Consider the following 16,611-nt stretch of genomic DNA (forward strand, 5'->3'; position numbering starts at 1 on the left):
AATACGTTTTGACAGCGTAGAAGAGCAATTTTATGAGCACTAGCAACTCCATTAGTAACAACAAACAGAGTAAAAACGAGCAAGCCTACTTGGATTTGCTGCGTCAGGTTATCAGTGAAGGTACTGAAAAAGGCGATCGTACTGGTACGGGTACGCTAAGCCACTTTGGCGCGCAGCTGCGTTTTGACTTAGCGTCAGGATTTCCATTATTGACCACCAAAAAAGTGCATTTCAAATCTATCGTCTATGAGCTATTATGGTTTTTAAGCGGTAGTACCCACGTCGATTACTTGCAAGAGAACGGTGTGCGTATTTGGAATGAATGGGCAACGGCAGAGCAAACGGCGCGCTTCAATCGTCCTGCTGGGGATTTAGGGCCAGTTTACGGTCATCAATGGCGTAACTATGGTGCTACTAAAAACGAAGATGGTCGCTATAATAACGACGGCTTCGATCAAATCACCCAAGTCGTTGAGCAAATAAAGACCAACCCCAATTCCAGACGCTTAATCGTCTCCGGTTGGAACCCAGGTGAAGCAGAGCAAGTCGCTTTGCCACCTTGCCACACGCTGTTCCAGTTCTTTGTCGCGGACAATAAGCTGTCATGCCAGCTTTATCAACGCTCAGCAGATCTATTCCTAGGTGTGCCGTTTAATATCGCTAGCTATGCGCTGTTGACTCATATGGTCGCGCAAGTTTGCGGACTAGAAGTTGGCGAATTTATCTGGACGGGTGGCGATTGTCATATTTATCAAAACCACCGTGAGCAAGTTGAACTGCAACTGACACGTGAGCTTTATACGCTGCCAACATTGACACTTAACCCTGATGTCGATGATATTTTCGCTTTCAAATATGAAGATATTAGCGTTAATGGTTATGAGTCCCATCCTGCTATTAAAGCAAAAGTAGCAGTATAAAAATCTGTTTTTTACTCCATTTTTCTGATGAGAATAATAAGGATATATTATGAGTTATGCCCATACTGAAGTTGCCCAAATCGTTGCTATCAGTAGCAATCGCTGTATCGGCAAAGATAATGAGCTACCGTGGCATATCTCAGCAGATTTGCAGCATTTTAAAAAGATGACGACTAAACCAAATGATGGCGATATTCAAGGTATTGTCATTATGGGTCGTAAGACTTTTGAGTCGATGAACAGCAAGCCATTGCCAAATCGTGTTAGCTTTATCATTACGACGCAGCTAGATTATGCCGAGAAAAAAGGCCTCAAAGGCCGTGATGACGCTTATGTCGTACATAATTTAGATGACGCATTAACGCAAGCAGCCAGTCTCGCACACGGTGCGCATCTTGATACGATTTGCGTGATTGGTGGCGAGCGCGTCTTTAGAGAAGCATTTATGTATACCGATCGTATTGAGCTGACTCATGTAGATACTGAAATTACTGATGGCGATGCCTTTTATCCTGAGCTGCCAAAAGACTTTGAAATGTCAGCAGAATCTGAGCAGATGCACGATGAGAAAAGTGGGTTAGATTTTAGATTTGCGACTTATAGAAAAAAAGAAGGCTAATGTCATTTGATGTGACGTTGATTATTTATTACTACAGAGGAGAAACCAAATATGCAAAATTAAAAAAGCTCAGCAAAATTAATTGCTGAGCTTAAAAAAACTTTTAGATTAGACAGCTATGGAGCTAGACTCCGTTGTTAGCATACTAATAAAGTTTATTTACCTTGCAGGGTTTATATATTTTATAGTAAATGCTGAGAATAGCAAATGCTAATAAATGTCTGTGCTTCATAGTTGTGAAATTATTATCATAATTATGGAGGTCATAATGACCATTCAATGCGGTTATCCTAAAGCTGTGCACGTACGTTGGTATCGGAGATATAGATTTAATCGATGGGAGCGCGTTTGTGAGCACTGCCGCAGTTATCCAAACCAACAGTTAAGTTTCGATTTTTAACGATTAGAAGCTTTTAATTGTTCATTATTAGTTTTGAAATGACAATAGTCTTAGGCTGTTGTCATTTTTCTATGGAAAACTCACTTATTCATGCAGCACTTTATAAACGGTTTTCGCTAATACCGGACCAATCCCTTGCACGCCTGCCAGCTCTTGTTGAGATGCGCCAAGCAACTGCTGCATACCGCCAAAATGATTCAGCAAGTCACGACGACGCTTTTCTCCCAACCCCGGTATAACTTCTAGCACCGACGATGAACGGCGCTTATCGCGCTTCTTACGGTGCGCAGTGATAGCAAAACGATGGGCCTCATCGCGAATATGCATCAATAAATGCAACGCCTTGCTATCCATTGGCAAATCAAGCGCCTCATGATCGATAAAGTGCAATACTTCAAGTCCGGCCTTACGACCCTCACCTTTTGCCACGCTGATGAGCAACGTATCATTAAGAATACCTAACTCTGTCAATACTTCTTTAGCGATTCCCAGCTGACCTTTACCACCATCAATAAGCAATAAGTCAGGTAATGGCTGTTTTTTATAGCGGCGTGTTAGCACTTGCTTCATCGCTGCGTAGTCATCCCCACCTTGGATATCATGGATGGCATACTGGCGGTAATCGCGTCGGCGTGAGCCACCTTGGTCAAAGACTACGCAGCTACCAATGGTCGCCTCACCCATGGTATGGGAAATATCAAAACACTCAATCCGATCAATGGTTCGGTCAGTAACATCGGCCAGCACGTCTTTGAGTGCGCCAAAGCGCGAATGTAATTCTAAATAATCACCCAGCTTAGTCTTAAGCGCATTGTTGGTATTCAGTTTGGCTAAGTCCATCCATTCTGAACGATGTTCACGTACACTGGTTTTAATGACGACTTTGCTACCAAAATGGCTGGCCAATGCTTCACTAACCGCAACCTGATCAGGTAGCTCATGACTCAATATAATCTCTACTGGTAAGTCATCGGTCACCTGAAAATAAAACGAGGTAATAAAGGCGGATAAATTATCAGCGAGCGGCTCGCTACTATCGACATCAGGGAAGTAATTTTTACCACCAAGTACGCGCCCACCGCGTACGGTCAACACGTTGACACAGGTCATACCTGCCTGACTAGCAATAGCAATCACATCGGCCTCACCCTGCACGGTATAAACCGCTTGCTTTGCCTGTACTTCGCGTAGCATAGACAGCTGGTCACGATAAAAAACTGCTTTTTCAAAGTCTAATTCCTCGGCTGCACCTTCCATTTTTTCAATCAAAGCGCTGTGAATGTCACTAGAGTCGCCTTTTAAAAAGCGAATGGTATTATTTACATCCTCTGCATATTCTTCTGGCGATACCAAGCCCACGCAAGGCGCACGGCAACGCTTAATTTGATACTCCAGACAAGGGCGCTTACGTTGCTTAAAAAACGTATTGGTACATTGGCGCATCTGAAACATCTTTTGCATCAAAACTAATGTCTCTTTTGCCGCGTGAGCAGAGGGGAAAGGCCCAAAGAAGCGACCCTTTTGGTGATTGCCTTTGCCGCGTCCATAAGCCAGTCTCGGATAAGGTTTATCCGCTGAAATGAACACATAGAGGTAAGATTTATCATCACGCAATAGTACGTTATAAGGCGGACGGTACTCTTTAATCAAGTTTTGCTCAAGCAGTAATGCCTCGGTCTCACTACGGGTAATAATGGTCTCAATGTTATGAATCCGCGCCACCAATGCCCGTGTCTTTGGGTGGTCAATCGTCTTAGCGAAGTAGCTGTTGACGCGGCTTTTAAGCGACTTGGCTTTACCCACATATAAAATATCACCATTTTTACCCAGCATTTTATAGACACCTGGCAAATTTGGCAGACGTTTAATTAGATGCTTAAGACGGGCTTTTTTATCATCGACGGGGCTTGTTTCTGAGACGTTAACCATAGAATTTATTGCTCTCAAGATACTGATATATAGCTGTTTATGGGGCGATAGCGAAAGTTTTGCAAGGTAACTATCAGTGTAACGTCAGACAGAAAAAAAGCCAGCACCTAGCCGACTTTTTCTAATGATTAAAATGTTGTTTGTGTAGCTTATATAGAATAAAACCCTATTAATGACGGAAGTTCGGTAGCAATGCTGGGATACCCGGCAACATACCTACAATAGCCATAACCCCAGTTAATATCACAAAAGTGACAACAGGGATAATCCAGCGGCTCATCTTCGACAGATTAGCACTACGCTCTTTAGACCCAATTAAGCCTAAGTTATCAAGTACAAGTGTAATCGACCACCCAAAAGCAGGATTCACCAGTGCCGATGCAAATACCACAATCGCTGCAGACTGCGTGGTTTTTCCTTCGCGTGTCATCTCCATGCCTGCCTCAAGTAGCGGAATAAAAACGCCGACAATTAGCGCCACACACATTACTGGCTCCCAAATGGCCAAATCCATCGGGTAGCCCCAGATACCTGTAATGAGACAGAACAACCCCGTTAATACAGCACCTGCTGGAATAGGACGCTTGGCAATCGCTGCTGGCACAATATATGTACCCCATGATGACGCAAAGTTTGCACCGCCCAATACTGAGCCTGCCACCTGACGAATGGAGGCACTGGTCATCGTATCATCGATATCCATCAGTACACGCTCAGTGCGTTTTGGATAGCTTATTTTTTGGAAGACTTGATGACCTAAGAAGTCTGGTGACCACATGGCTACTGCCAAAACCGCAAATGGTAGCACCACAACGAAGCTCTCAACCGTTGGCAGACCTAGCATCCAACCTGTATCTTCACCCCACCAATACATCGGATTCATATTTGGCAAGCCAGGTGCAGTTTCAAAGGCAAAGGGTGCACCCATAGCAAATGCCACGCCACCACCTAATAAGCAGCTAAGCGGCACAGCCAGCCAACGCTTTTGGAAATTCTCTAACACGGCATAAAGTATAATCGTCAATAGAATGACCACAAAGGCGATATGCGCCATGCCAATGCCTTCTGCCCAAGCAAACAGGTTTTTGACTTGTGAGATGGTGCCAATAAAGCCCAAATAAAGCAGCAACCCACCGCACACGCCTTTACTGGTCAAGTTTGCCAGCAAACTCCCCCCTTTACTGATTGCCAGCAATAAACCAAAGGCACCAATAAGTAGACCAAAGGCCATTGGATGACCACCAGCGGCAACAACAATAGGAATAAGTGGAATAAGCGGACCATGCGTACCAGCAAGGTTGGCAGTCGGTAGCAGGAAGCCTGAGAATAAGATGACAAAAAACGAGACAATTAACAGCTCATAACGGACGTTTTCTAGAACAAAAGCATCACTTAGACCAAGTGGTCCTGCAAAAGTTGCTGCAATAGCGCCGACCATAACGACTTTACCAATTGTCGCTGCCATTGCTGGAATAGTATCTTCATATTCAAAACGATAATCACGGAACGGTAAATTGGCACGCCAGCGCTTTGGCTGCATAATTTGTAGTTCATGATTTAGATAATCATCACGGCTATCAAAGCTTGAGTTCGGCTGATGCAAATCAGCATAGCTACCTTGCAATTCGTTATCGTAATGGGATGAATTTGACTGCTGCGGATTAGACCCTGAAGCGGGGATCTTGTTACTACTCATCACATCTCCTTATGCTGACTGAGGATTCGATTTTTTATAAATGACGACTTATTTGCCCGAAGTTGTACAAAAAATAAGCTGCCCAACACAAATTGGCAGCCATTGTATGCTATCAAGACAAAGATTGCGAGTTTCGGAGCTAAAACTGTCATACATTTATCAATATCTAACTCATAATTAAAACCATGCTGGGAGCATTCTTACGCTAATTAAAAGACTTTTACACATATTGAAAGTCAGTTAAACATTTAATAAAGTATTAATATTATTAAATGTTTAACACTCGTTACGCTTTAAGACTGGTGACGATTTTTATTTTTGATTATGATGGATATCTTTTCGTCAGCCAGTGCTCAATAGAATAGGAATAATAAGTATAGATGCGCCCACACTTGAAGATTGTTACAGATCTCACTAGATATTAATTCACCGTCTACTCTATTAGCATTCCGATTTATATATCAGGCTTGATTATCGAAAGACAGAAGGATAACAGTATGAGCTTCCTACCCAAGAATTTAGAGAACTTAAGACGCAAAACTAAAAAGAATATTATGCCCCTACTAACGCCGCATTTACTCAAGCTGCGTATTAATACTTATGCGCCTTATGTCGGTGCTGGTATTAAGGTCGAGCATGTCGATTTGGATCAAGGTTTGTGCGTAGTAAGTATGGGTCTTAACAGTCTGAATAAAAACATCGTTGGTACGCAATTCGGTGGTAGCTTGTATTCAATGGTCGACCCTTTTTATATGCTAATGCTTATGCATCAATTGGGCAGTACTTATGTGGTATGGGATAAAAGCTCATATATTGAGTTCATTGCACCCGGTAATAGTAAAGTTACTACCCGCATGAAAATTCCCAGTACAGAAATTGCCACTATTCAAGATTTAGCAAAAGATGGTGAACCAGTATTCCGCGAATATAAAACGGATATTGTTGATAGTCAGCAAAAAATTATTGCTACCGTTACTAAAACGATTTACATTCGTTTGCGTAAGCACAGCAAGTCTAAAGACCAAAGCAACCGTATAGATAACATTGACTTCTAAGTTTAAAACTTAAAGCTATACAAACAAAAACCCCAATCTGGCATCTGCACAGATTGGGGTTTTGTCTTTTTTGGTACGCCTACTTATTTATATGATAAACCTATGAATAAGGGCTTGTATCTACTTTTGCTTGGTTGCGTACCGTACTATAGACGGTTCATCAACTACAGCAAGCTTAAGCGCAATGCTTAAACTTAGATACCAGGTGCAGTCTCAACTGCACTAGGTACGCCTGCATCAGTTTTTTTCTGAGTTGGACGTGCAACCAGCTTTTCGCGGATACGTGCTGATTTACCAGAACGTTCACGTAAGTAGTATAGTTTCGCACGGCGAACAGCACCGCGGCGTTTCACTTCAATGCTATCGATGATTGGTGAATGCAATTGGAATGCACGCTCAACACCAACGCCGCTTGAAATTTTACGTACGGTAAACGCTGAGTTTAGACCACGGTTACGCTTAGCAATTACAACGCCTTCAAAAGCCTGTAAACGCTCACGTTCGCCTTCACGTACTTTTACTTGTACCACAACGGTATCGCCGGGTGCAAAGTTTGGGCGCTCAAGCAATTGAGCGTTTTCGATGACCTGAACCAATGGATGCTTGTTGCTCATGAGAGTTATCTCCTCACATTAGATAATAGAGGCTTAACGCATATCACCTGTTTGTAATAATTAATCGTGCCTATTATTAATAGTTTGTATTGATTTATATTAATAACAGACACAACATAAATGGGGTCTGAAAAACGGCCATTATCGTATGGCCTGTTTTATTATTGATCAAGATTCTCAGTATTAACTGTTTTTGAACTATTCTTTTTTGCTAGTGCTTTTAGCCATGCAGCTTGTTGCGCGCTTGGTGTAAACACTTGCCATAAGTCTGGTCGTCGCACTTTGGTACGTTCGACCTGTTGACTAAAGCGCCACTTAGCGATGTTAGCATGGTGGCCAGATAGCAATACCTCAGGTACTGCCATACCGGCAAACTCATGCGGCTTAGTATAGTGTGGACAATCAAGCAAACCATCGACAAACGAGTCTTGTTCAGCTGACTTGTCATCACCCATTGTATCGGGTAGACGACGTATTACACTATCCATTAATACCATCGCTGGCAGCTCGCCACCACTTAGCACATAGTCTCCAATCGACACTTCCATATCAACATACTGCGATAGTAGGCGCTCATCAATGCCTTCGTAACGACCACATAATAAAATCATGCCATCATACTCAGCCATACTGACCACACTACTCTCGCTCAGCGTTTGTCCTTGTGGCGACATATAAATCACCGGACAATGCGCTTTATCGATACGGCAGCCATGTTGACTAGCGCGCAATCGAGCATCTTCAATAGCTTGCGACAATGGCTCTGCCATCATCACCATACCAGGTCCACCGCCATAAGGACGTTCATCAATACGGCGGTAATTATCCGTGGTATAGTCGCGTGGATTAATGCATTCAATTGTGACCTGCTCCTGAGTCACTGCTCGTCCCGTAATACCAAAATCACGAATCGTAGCAAACATCTCAGGGAAAATACTAATCACAGCGAAATACATCTGACCTCTGCTTAAATAACGACTGTATGAATATATTGTTAATTCAATTCTATTAAGATTAAATCAATAATCGCTTGGCCATGCGACATAAACTGCTTTATCGGTCATATCGACCTTTATGACAGTTTGTGTATGCCATGGTATCAGGCGCTCTTCATTATCTAAGCTGTCTGATTTTGCCGCTACACGCATAATGTCATGAGCGCCGGTTTCAAACATCTCAGCAATATTACCAAGATACTCATCTTGCTCATTCAAAACTCTCAGCCCAACCAAATCCGACCAAAAAAACTCGTCTTCAGAAGCTTCAGGCAGTGAGTCTTTAGCGACCCAGATCGCAACACCGTTCATGGTTTCAGCAATATTACGGTCAGGAACTTGCTCGAACTGAGCCACAAGTCCTGTACCTTGCTGACGCCACTTGCTAACAGTCAACGGCTTCATACCAGTGGCAGTTTTAATCCACCACGGCTGCATGCCAAATATTGCCTCATGCTGATCAGTGTCACTAAACACCCATAGCCAGCCTTTAATACCGTAAGGCCTTTTAAGCTGGCCGATCTTCATAAGAGTGCTGACGTCTGGAACAGATGACATAACGGCTAACCTAACAATGAGTAAAACAGCGATTGTCGATATAAAAACAACCGAACTAAATAGTAAAAACAGTTAATGGCGTACACCAGTAAAAACCAGTTACGCTATGTATTCTAAAGTAGACTAAATAACGTAAAATACGCTATTAGTACTCAACAACCAAAACTTAAGCAGTTGCTTCAGTTTGAGCTGCAGACTTGTTGTAAGCTTTTACTAATGAAGCAACGCGATCTGAAGGTTGTGCACCTTTAGCGATCCACGCATTGTACGCTTCCATGTTTAGGCGTACTGCTTCTTCAGACTCTTTAGCGAGTGGGTTAAAAAAGCCGATGTTTTCAATATAGCGACCGTCACGCGCGCGGCGTTGATCAGCAACAACTACTTGATAAAATGGGCGTTTCTTGGCACCGCCCCGTGCTAAACGAATAACAACCATGTGAATTCTCTCTTTCGCAGGTATACCAAAAAGGGCATAATTATATCACAGTCTTGTTTTATTGAAAACATAAACTGTGTTTATTTAATCACTATTATTACAATAGCTTAAATACCATTTGCAATCCCATTATGTTAGGCATTATTCGTTGATAAAGTAGCCAATATCCAGCATTTAACGATAGTAATCCCATAGCACCTGAGTCATTATTGCACTATACTTTATTGCATTCTTGCAAGAGCTATAGATTCTTATGATCAATCCAACTCCTCGTTTGCGTCGAATTGCTTGGCTGCCCCATTCATACTCTAGTACTTGGCTGACGACTTTAATGGTCGCTTTCATAGTAATCATCAGTGTCGGTCTGTCAATTTGGTTTTTTTGGCGCAGTCTGTATCTGCCAGAGCTCAAAAACCACGCTCGCTACCTAACGAGTGAGCTGCGCTTAATGAATAGTGTCAGAGAAGATTGGCGAGATAACCCAAAAATGCAACAGTGGGTCTATAAGAATTCGCACGTAGTAGTGATTGATAATCCTAGTGATTTTCCGCAGGTTGAAGATAAAGCCTTTGTAGGAGTATTTACAGACGTTTTACAACGTGAAATTGGCGCACAATTAGGACGACCTGTCGAAGTTTATTTCAAATTTAAGCCCACACCTCAACTGTGGGTACAAGATAGCCGTAATCAAAGTTTTTGGATTCGTGAACCAGTCGTCTATTATTCGCAATACAGTCCAACATTGTTAGCCCTATTTTTATTAGGACTACCTATTTTGACCCTACTGACGATTATCTTATTAGCGCGTCAATTAAACCGTCCCCTTCGTCATTTACAACGTGCTGCAACCAATTATATCAGTCTTGGTCATGCGACTACCTTGCCCACGCGCGCAGGTCCTACCGAGATTCGACAAGTTAATATGGCATTTAATCGACTGTTTACCACACTTAATCAAGCGCAAAAAGAGCGGACTATCATGCTTGCTGGTATCTCACATGACCTGCGCACCCCGCTGACACGCATGCGCTTAACAGCCGAGATGCTGCCAGATGACTTTTTCCGTGAAGGGTTGATTTACGATATTGAAGATATGGATGCAATTTTGGAGCAGTTTATATCTTTTATGAAAGATGGCTCTGATGAGCCTGTGCACCTGACCAATCTAGACGCTATATTTAATGAGATTATGGTGCAGTTTGCGCCTATGAAGTTTGTTTACCAATCAGAACTTCAGAAAGCCGTACCGATACGGCCCCTGTCGATCAAACGCTTGGTTATTAACCTTGTGAACAATGCCAATCGTTATGGTAAACCGCCGATCTATCTATCAGCCACGGTCGTACCGACTTTTATAGAGGCAGTAGTTACAGAAGATACTGATATAGTCACGGAGAGCAAGGTTAATGAAGAAGCTCAAGAGCAATTGATGATATGTGTGCGCGACTGTGGTGATGGTGTCGCAGAAGATCAGTTAGAGCGTATTATGCAGCCATTTGAACGAGGTGAGACAGCACGTACTACTCAAGGTAGCGGGCTTGGTCTAGCTATTGTTAGTCGTATCGCACGCCTACATCATGGTACTGTAGAAGCCATCAATCATCCAGATGGTGGCCTACAAGTTTGTGTCCGCATCCCTCTTCTATCTAAAGTTGCTGGTGAAGAGACCGTCGCTAATAAGCTTCCTAAGCCAGACAATGCTGTTAATGGTGAGGACTACTGATGGTATTAGCTAAAGAAGACCATAGAAAAACTGTTTGAAGAGAGTATTATTCTTTAGTACCAATCAATGGTGGTATATGCTTAGCACTATTAGTAAATGTCATAGGGTGTGTCAGCTCAGCTTGCGCCGCTTGTAGACTTTCGGTAGCAGTTGGTTGTTGTACAAACAAGTAGTAACCAAGCATTAATGCATTCAATAGCACTAAACCACCAAATAAATAAGGCATCCTCAATCTCCTTTTAAACCTTGTATTCAAAATAATGATAAATATAGTATTACCGTAAATATGATTATTAGCTCATTACCGTATGACATATTGCTTCTATTAGTATCTCATGCGGTCAACTCAATCAACCATGCTAAATAGTACTTTTAATTAACAGCATTTTATTGTGTTGGCCATTTGCTAGTTAGCATAACTGCTAGGTCACTCATTATCAAAATCACGGTTGCTTTTTTCTTGAGTCAACTCATCAGCGGCTAGAACTTGTGTTAATGGCTTGATAGGCCATGTCATGACAAATCTTGCGCCACCCAGATCATCACTCTCATCTACTTTCATACTACCATTGAACCAAAACGCAATGCGCGACACGATAGACAGTCCTAGCCCATAACCACCTGATGCTCGGGTACGACTATCGTCTAAACGTGAAAATGGAATAAAGACCTTTTCGCGATCAGCTTCAGCAATGCCATGGCCATCATCTTCAACACTCACGAAAGCATTACCCTTTTTGACACCAGCACTGATAATTATAGTGGTTTCTGCATAGCGCAACGCATTACCAGCAAGGTTTTGAATAACACGGTGTAAATAACGTCGATCCGCTATCGCTGTCACTTTCGCACTAGGTGGCTGCCCAACGATTTCGATAGATTTACCTAAAGCGTTGGTTTCACGCACTACCTGTTCAATGAGTTCCTTAAGATTTACTGGCTCTAAATCTAACTTTGGCGAACCTTCCTCAAGCTTTGCATAAGTCAAAATCTCGTCAATTAGTCCGTTAAGTGCTTCGATATCTTCATCAATATAGTCACGCTGCATATGGCGTGAGTCTTCATCATCTGTATCAGCAAGCATATCTACAGCAAAGCGAATACGGGCAACGGGGGTACGTAATTCATGCGATACCGCGCGCGTCAACTCGCGCTGCGATTCAATCAAGCGTTTAATGTGTTCTGTCATGGCATTAAATGTCGCAGATAAACGCGCAATTTCATCTTGTCCAATGACCTGTACCTGAATATCAAGATTGCCTTGGCTGACTTCGTTAACCCCTACTTGAATCAGCTGCAACTTACGTTCAAGTGGGAAAATCAACGCATAAACACCTAGGCTAATCAAGAACATGCTGATCAGAACCATACTGATAATTAGATTTAATGGGAACCAGTTAAATAGAGGGACAGGACCCATTACAATAGCCATGTCATTGATTTCGGAAGGTACAATGATTCTAATGGCTGAGTTACCTCGGCTAGTGCTACTATCTTGAAATAATATAACCACTTCATCACGACGTAAACGCGCCATCTGATCATTATCTAAACCTAACGCATTGACACCTTTAAGCTCCAATGGAAAAGAAAATTTCTCTTCTAATTCTTTTAGACGTGTGCGCTTAGCCGACAATGTCGTATAGTAGGACAAGTCATCTAGTAAAAATACTGCCATGGCACGTACTTGTTGTTCTGTGACCTGCGATATTCTGACTGTTAATACGCTGTTGCCATCTGGCAGACGGTGATAGACATCGGCATAGGTAGGCTGATTAATATAGCGCACCACCGTGTCACCATTGTCAAAACGGCGCAGCTCGCTTGAGCTGAAGTCAATCTCATTTATAGGTACAATACGAAAAGTCGAACCAAACAGACTACTGGCATCTGATAACCAATACTCGCGTTGAGTCTCGCTTATTTGACGTCCTATGCCTTCACTGACCAAATAAAAAGCCCCTGTGGCCATATTTTCACGATATGACTGTACTCGTTCCTTATTGATAGTATCCATCAATAACTGGGCAAATAAGGCTACACAGAGGCAGACTATCAACAGTCCGGCATAAATTCGAACAAAAATACTGTGCTTTAGAGAAGAGACTAATGACATACGTGCCGTGACCAAACCGTTGAATAGTAACTGCTAATACCACTCTGTATTGTGAATGACATTAAGCACTGTTTAATAAGATAGAATCTTGAGTTATATATTTCACTGCTATATTTTAATGCGATAAACTACATGCGAAAACTGGCTAAAACCATATCTGTACAGTATATATTCAGCTAGCGTCCATAATTATCGCTTAATTAAACCACATAACGCTTCTCTTAAGTTTAAAAACTTAAAATTTAGCCACAAAAAAACCAGCAGAGCGCTGGTTTTTTATTAATCTGATCGCAACGACAAGTCATTGCCTAGATAAAAGTAAGCTTAGTTGCCTTCTTTAACGAACAGATAGCCTTTACTGCGTACCGTCTTAATACGTTTTGGATTTTCTGGATCATCACCAATTTTAGGACGAATACGTGAGATACGCACATCGATAGAGCGATCTTGACCATCATATTCGATACCACGCAGACGCTCAAAGATATCTTCGCGTGACAGAATGCGACCAGCATTAGACGCAAGTAACCATAATAGATCATATTCAGCACTGGTAAAGTCAACCAACTCATCACCTAGTGTCACAGAGCGACCACCATTATCGATGACCAATTCACCAAACTCAAGACGCTGTGGTACATCTTCTGATGGTGCATTTTCAGAGCGACGTAGCAAAGCACGGATACGTGCTAACAGCACACGTGGTTGAGCTGGCTTAGCAACGTAATCATCAGCACCCATCTCAAGACCTAACACCTGATCCATATCTTCTGTACGTGCCGTCAGCATCAGAATTGGGTTTTGATAATGTGGACGCACTTCACGACAAACGGTCAGACCATCACTACCAGGAAGCATGACATCAAGTACCACTAAATCTGGTTGTTCATTGACGATACGACGAATGGCGCGATTACCATCAGTTTCAATGGCTACTTCTAAACCATTCTTGACCAAATAATCTTGGGTCAACATAGCCAGACGCTCATCATCCTCAACAATCAAAATTCGGGGGGTGTTGTCTTCTTCAGTCATTGTCATTGTTGTATCCTCTAATGTATAAAAATTAATAGCAGGGAATTTAGTAGCACAATAAAATGGAACAATTGATGTTCTTATGGATGGTGCAAACGTGGTAGGACAGTATACTATCAAATAGTCAGCTTCCTATACTATAGCTTATTGTCGTTAACAAAACCTATAAAGAAGATATCCTAAAATTTTAGTCAACGTCCAGTAATTTTAAGTTTTTAATTACTACTATGATTAACTATAGCCCTAACTAGCTATAAATCAAATATTATAGAAAAATTGTTCAGTGACTATTAAAGCTCACTACTCATAATATAACTAAATATAACCATTACTGCTAGTGGCTTAGATGTAGCTAGTATATCGAACTTAATAAGTTCGTTAGTTACTTTGATAAAAGTAAACATTTAAGCTCTAAACAGTCTTTACGTTATTGCTGATTATAATCATTAGCACTTTTCTTGCAGCAAAAAAAACAGCCCTTAAAGGACTGTTTTTATAATACATTAATTAGCGTTAAAGTGAAGTATTTTCAAACAACCTTAAGCACGGTTTTTATATTTGCGGATAGTCTGTAACTGTGCAACTGACTCTGCTAATGAAGCTAATGCTGCATTGGTTTGGACAGTATCAGACTGGTTAACGAGCATCTGTTCAGCTTTCTTACGTGCTTCAACGATTTTACTTTCGTCAAGGTTATGTGCACGCATCGCTGTATCGGCTAACACCGTAACCATTTTTGGTTGTACTTCTAACACACCACCTGATACGTAAATGACTTCTTCTTCACCGTTAGGCGTTTGCACTCGCATCGGGCCAGGTTTTAGCAAAGTAATAAGTGGTGTGTGGCCTGGCAACACACCAATTTCGCCTTCGCTACCGCTAGCGATTAACATACTTATTTCGCCTGAATATAACTCTTCACGGGCACTTACGACGCGACATTGTAACGTTGCCATACCTAATTCCTTACGTTCAAAACACAATCAAAACTGCGATGCATTACTGACGAGTAGACATCATAATTATAATCTATCTACTCGTTAGCGACTACTGATACAAATTACGCTGCAGAAGATTTCATTTTTTCTGCTTTAGCAACTACTTCGTCGATGCCACCAGCCATATAGAATGCTTGTTCTGGTAGATCATCATACTCACCAGCAATAATTGCTTTAAAGCTAGCAATGGTATCGCGTAGTGGTACATATTTACCAGGAGCACCAGTAAAGACTTCGGCAACGTGGAATGGCTGTGATAAGAAGCGCTGAATCTTACGCGAACGATAAACGACTAGCTTATCTTCTTCTGATAACTCATCCATACCTAAGATGGCAATGATGTCTTTTAGCTCTCTATAGCGCTGCAAGATTTCCTGTACGCCACGAGCAACATTATAATGCTCTTCGCCAATTACTAATGGATCTAGCTGACGCGAGGTTGAATCCAATGGATCAACCGCAGGATAGATACCTTGTGAAGCGATATCACGGCTTAGTACAACAGTCGCATCCAAGTGAGCAAACGTCGTTGCTGGTGATGGATCCGTCAAATCATCCGCAGGAACATATACGGCTTGAACTGAAGTAATAGAACCTGACTGCGTTGAAGTAATACGCTCTTGTAGCATACCCATCTCTTCAGCGAGTGTTGGCTGATAACCAACTGCTGATGGCATACGACCTAACAATGCTGATACTTCAGTACCGGCTAGTGTATAGCGATAAATGTTATCAACGAATAATAGTACGTCACGACCTTTACCAGTTTCAGGATCTTTGGTATCACGGAAGTACTCAGCCATGGTCAAACCAGACAGTGCAACACGTAGACGGTTACCTGGTGGCTCATTCATCTGACCATATACCATCGCAACTTTAGATTTGCTAAAGTCTTCAGTATTTACAACGCCAGCTTCTTGCATTTCGTGATAGAAGTCATTCCCTTCACGCGTACGCTCACCAACGCCAGCAAATACTGACAGACCTTCATGTTTAAGGGCGATGTTATTGATCAATTCCATCATGTTGACGGTTTTACCAACACCAGCACCACCAAACAGACCAACTTTACCACCTTTCGCAAACGGGCAAAGTAGATCGATAACTTTAATACCAGTCTCTAACAGCTCAGTGCTGTTTGACTGATCCGCGTAGCTTGGTGCTTCACGGTGGATAGACCATTTTTCGTCAGCCTCTACAGGACCTTCTTCATCGATAGGACGACCAAGAACATCCATAATGCGACCAAGCGTACCGATACCAACAGGCACAGCAATAGGTGCACCAGTGTTGGTAACAGATAGGTTACGCTTTAGACCTTCGGTTGATCCCATGGCAATAGTACGTACAATGCCATCACCTAGCTGTTGCTGCACTTCTAGGGTGGTTTCGGTACCGTCTACTTGCAAGGCATCATAAATCTGAGGAACTTCGTTACGGTTGAACTCAACGTCAAGAACCGCGCCAATAATCTGTACAATACGACCGCTACTCATTGCGTTCTCCTTGAACTTCTA

General features: G+C 42.2%; 15 protein-coding genes. 4 read left to right on the forward strand and 11 right to left on the reverse strand.

Translation table 11 applies throughout. From position 1 onward, the window contains the following. The first annotated feature begins 32 nt into the window (after positions 1-32). Together AK823_RS12670 and AK823_RS12675 are read left to right on the forward strand one after the other, a co-directional pair. Complete coding sequence (locus tag AK823_RS12670; protein WP_068329658.1) at positions 33-920, forward strand: thymidylate synthase; 888 nt, start codon at positions 33-35, stop codon at positions 918-920. 49 nt (positions 921-969) lie between these two features. Beyond that, the gene (locus AK823_RS12675; protein WP_068329660.1) at positions 970-1,539 is read left to right on the forward strand and encodes a dihydrofolate reductase; all 570 of its coding nucleotides are present in this window, start codon (positions 970-972) and stop codon (positions 1,537-1,539) included. Positions 1,540-2,023: 484 nt separating this feature from the next. Here the strand turns inward: AK823_RS12675 and uvrC are convergent, their stop codons facing one another. Both uvrC and AK823_RS12685 read right to left on the reverse strand, forming a co-directional pair. Continuing rightward, on the reverse strand, positions 2,024-3,868 hold the full coding sequence (gene uvrC, locus AK823_RS12680; RefSeq protein ID WP_068329663.1) for an excinuclease ABC subunit UvrC: 1,845 nt from the start codon (positions 3,866-3,868) through the stop codon (positions 2,024-2,026). A 169-nt stretch (positions 3,869-4,037) separates the two neighbouring features. Beyond that, positions 4,038-5,564 carry a DUF3360 family protein gene (locus tag AK823_RS12685; RefSeq protein WP_068329666.1) on the reverse strand — a complete coding sequence of 509 codons (1,527 nt, stop codon included), beginning with the start codon at positions 5,562-5,564 and terminating at the stop codon, positions 4,038-4,040. Positions 5,565-6,061: 497 nt separating this feature from the next. Between AK823_RS12685 and AK823_RS12690 the strand changes: the two genes are divergently transcribed. Continuing rightward, positions 6,062-6,619, forward strand: coding sequence for a DUF4442 domain-containing protein (locus AK823_RS12690; RefSeq protein WP_082785731.1), 558 nt, complete (start codon positions 6,062-6,064; stop codon positions 6,617-6,619). A 194-nt stretch (positions 6,620-6,813) separates the two neighbouring features. Here AK823_RS12690 and rplS read toward each other — a convergent pair whose 3' ends face one another. From rplS to rpsP, 4 genes are all read right to left on the reverse strand, one after another. After that, complete coding sequence (gene rplS / locus AK823_RS12695) at positions 6,814-7,233, reverse strand: 50S ribosomal protein L19 (RefSeq protein WP_068038340.1); 420 nt, start codon at positions 7,231-7,233, stop codon at positions 6,814-6,816. A gap of 161 nt (positions 7,234-7,394) precedes the next feature. Continuing rightward, complete coding sequence (gene trmD / locus AK823_RS12700) at positions 7,395-8,189, reverse strand: tRNA (guanosine(37)-N1)-methyltransferase TrmD (RefSeq protein ID WP_068038343.1); 795 nt, start codon at positions 8,187-8,189, stop codon at positions 7,395-7,397. 63 nt (positions 8,190-8,252) lie between these two features. Continuing rightward, entirely contained in the window at positions 8,253-8,786 is a 534-nt protein-coding gene (rimM, locus tag AK823_RS12705; RefSeq protein WP_068329669.1) for a ribosome maturation factor RimM, read from the reverse strand. Positions 8,787-8,952: 166 nt separating this feature from the next. Then, a complete protein-coding gene (gene rpsP / locus AK823_RS12710) occupies positions 8,953-9,222 on the reverse strand; it encodes a 30S ribosomal protein S16 (protein ID WP_068038349.1) in 270 nt (89 codons plus the stop codon). 253 nt (positions 9,223-9,475) lie between these two features. On the opposite strand from rpsP, the gene AK823_RS12715 reads away from it, so the two are divergent. After that, the gene (locus tag AK823_RS12715; RefSeq protein ID WP_068329671.1) at positions 9,476-10,945 is read left to right on the forward strand and encodes an ATP-binding protein; all 1,470 of its coding nucleotides are present in this window, start codon (positions 9,476-9,478) and stop codon (positions 10,943-10,945) included. A 46-nt stretch (positions 10,946-10,991) separates the two neighbouring features. Here the strand turns inward: AK823_RS12715 and AK823_RS12720 are convergent, their stop codons facing one another. From AK823_RS12720 to atpD, 5 genes are all read right to left on the reverse strand, one after another. Continuing rightward, entirely contained in the window at positions 10,992-11,171 is a 180-nt protein-coding gene (locus AK823_RS12720) for a hypothetical protein (RefSeq protein WP_068038356.1), read from the reverse strand. Between the two features lie 201 nt (positions 11,172-11,372). Continuing rightward, positions 11,373-13,061, reverse strand: a complete 1,689-nt coding sequence (locus AK823_RS12725) for an ATP-binding protein (protein ID WP_068329674.1) — start codon at positions 13,059-13,061, stop codon at positions 11,373-11,375. A 324-nt stretch (positions 13,062-13,385) separates the two neighbouring features. After that, positions 13,386-14,096, reverse strand: a complete 711-nt coding sequence (locus AK823_RS12730) for a response regulator (protein WP_068039516.1) — start codon at positions 14,094-14,096, stop codon at positions 13,386-13,388. Between the two features lie 539 nt (positions 14,097-14,635). Further along, on the reverse strand, positions 14,636-15,052 hold the full coding sequence (locus AK823_RS12735; protein WP_068038362.1) for a F0F1 ATP synthase subunit epsilon: 417 nt from the start codon (positions 15,050-15,052) through the stop codon (positions 14,636-14,638). Positions 15,053-15,156: 104 nt separating this feature from the next. Next, positions 15,157-16,590 (reverse strand): F0F1 ATP synthase subunit beta, encoded by a 1,434-nt coding sequence (atpD, locus tag AK823_RS12740; RefSeq protein ID WP_068038365.1) that lies wholly within the window; start codon positions 16,588-16,590, stop codon positions 15,157-15,159. Positions 16,591-16,611 lie beyond the last annotated feature (21 nt).

The organism is Psychrobacter sp. P2G3 (genome assembly GCF_001593285.1).
GTDB lineage: Bacteria > Pseudomonadota > Gammaproteobacteria > Pseudomonadales > Moraxellaceae > Psychrobacter.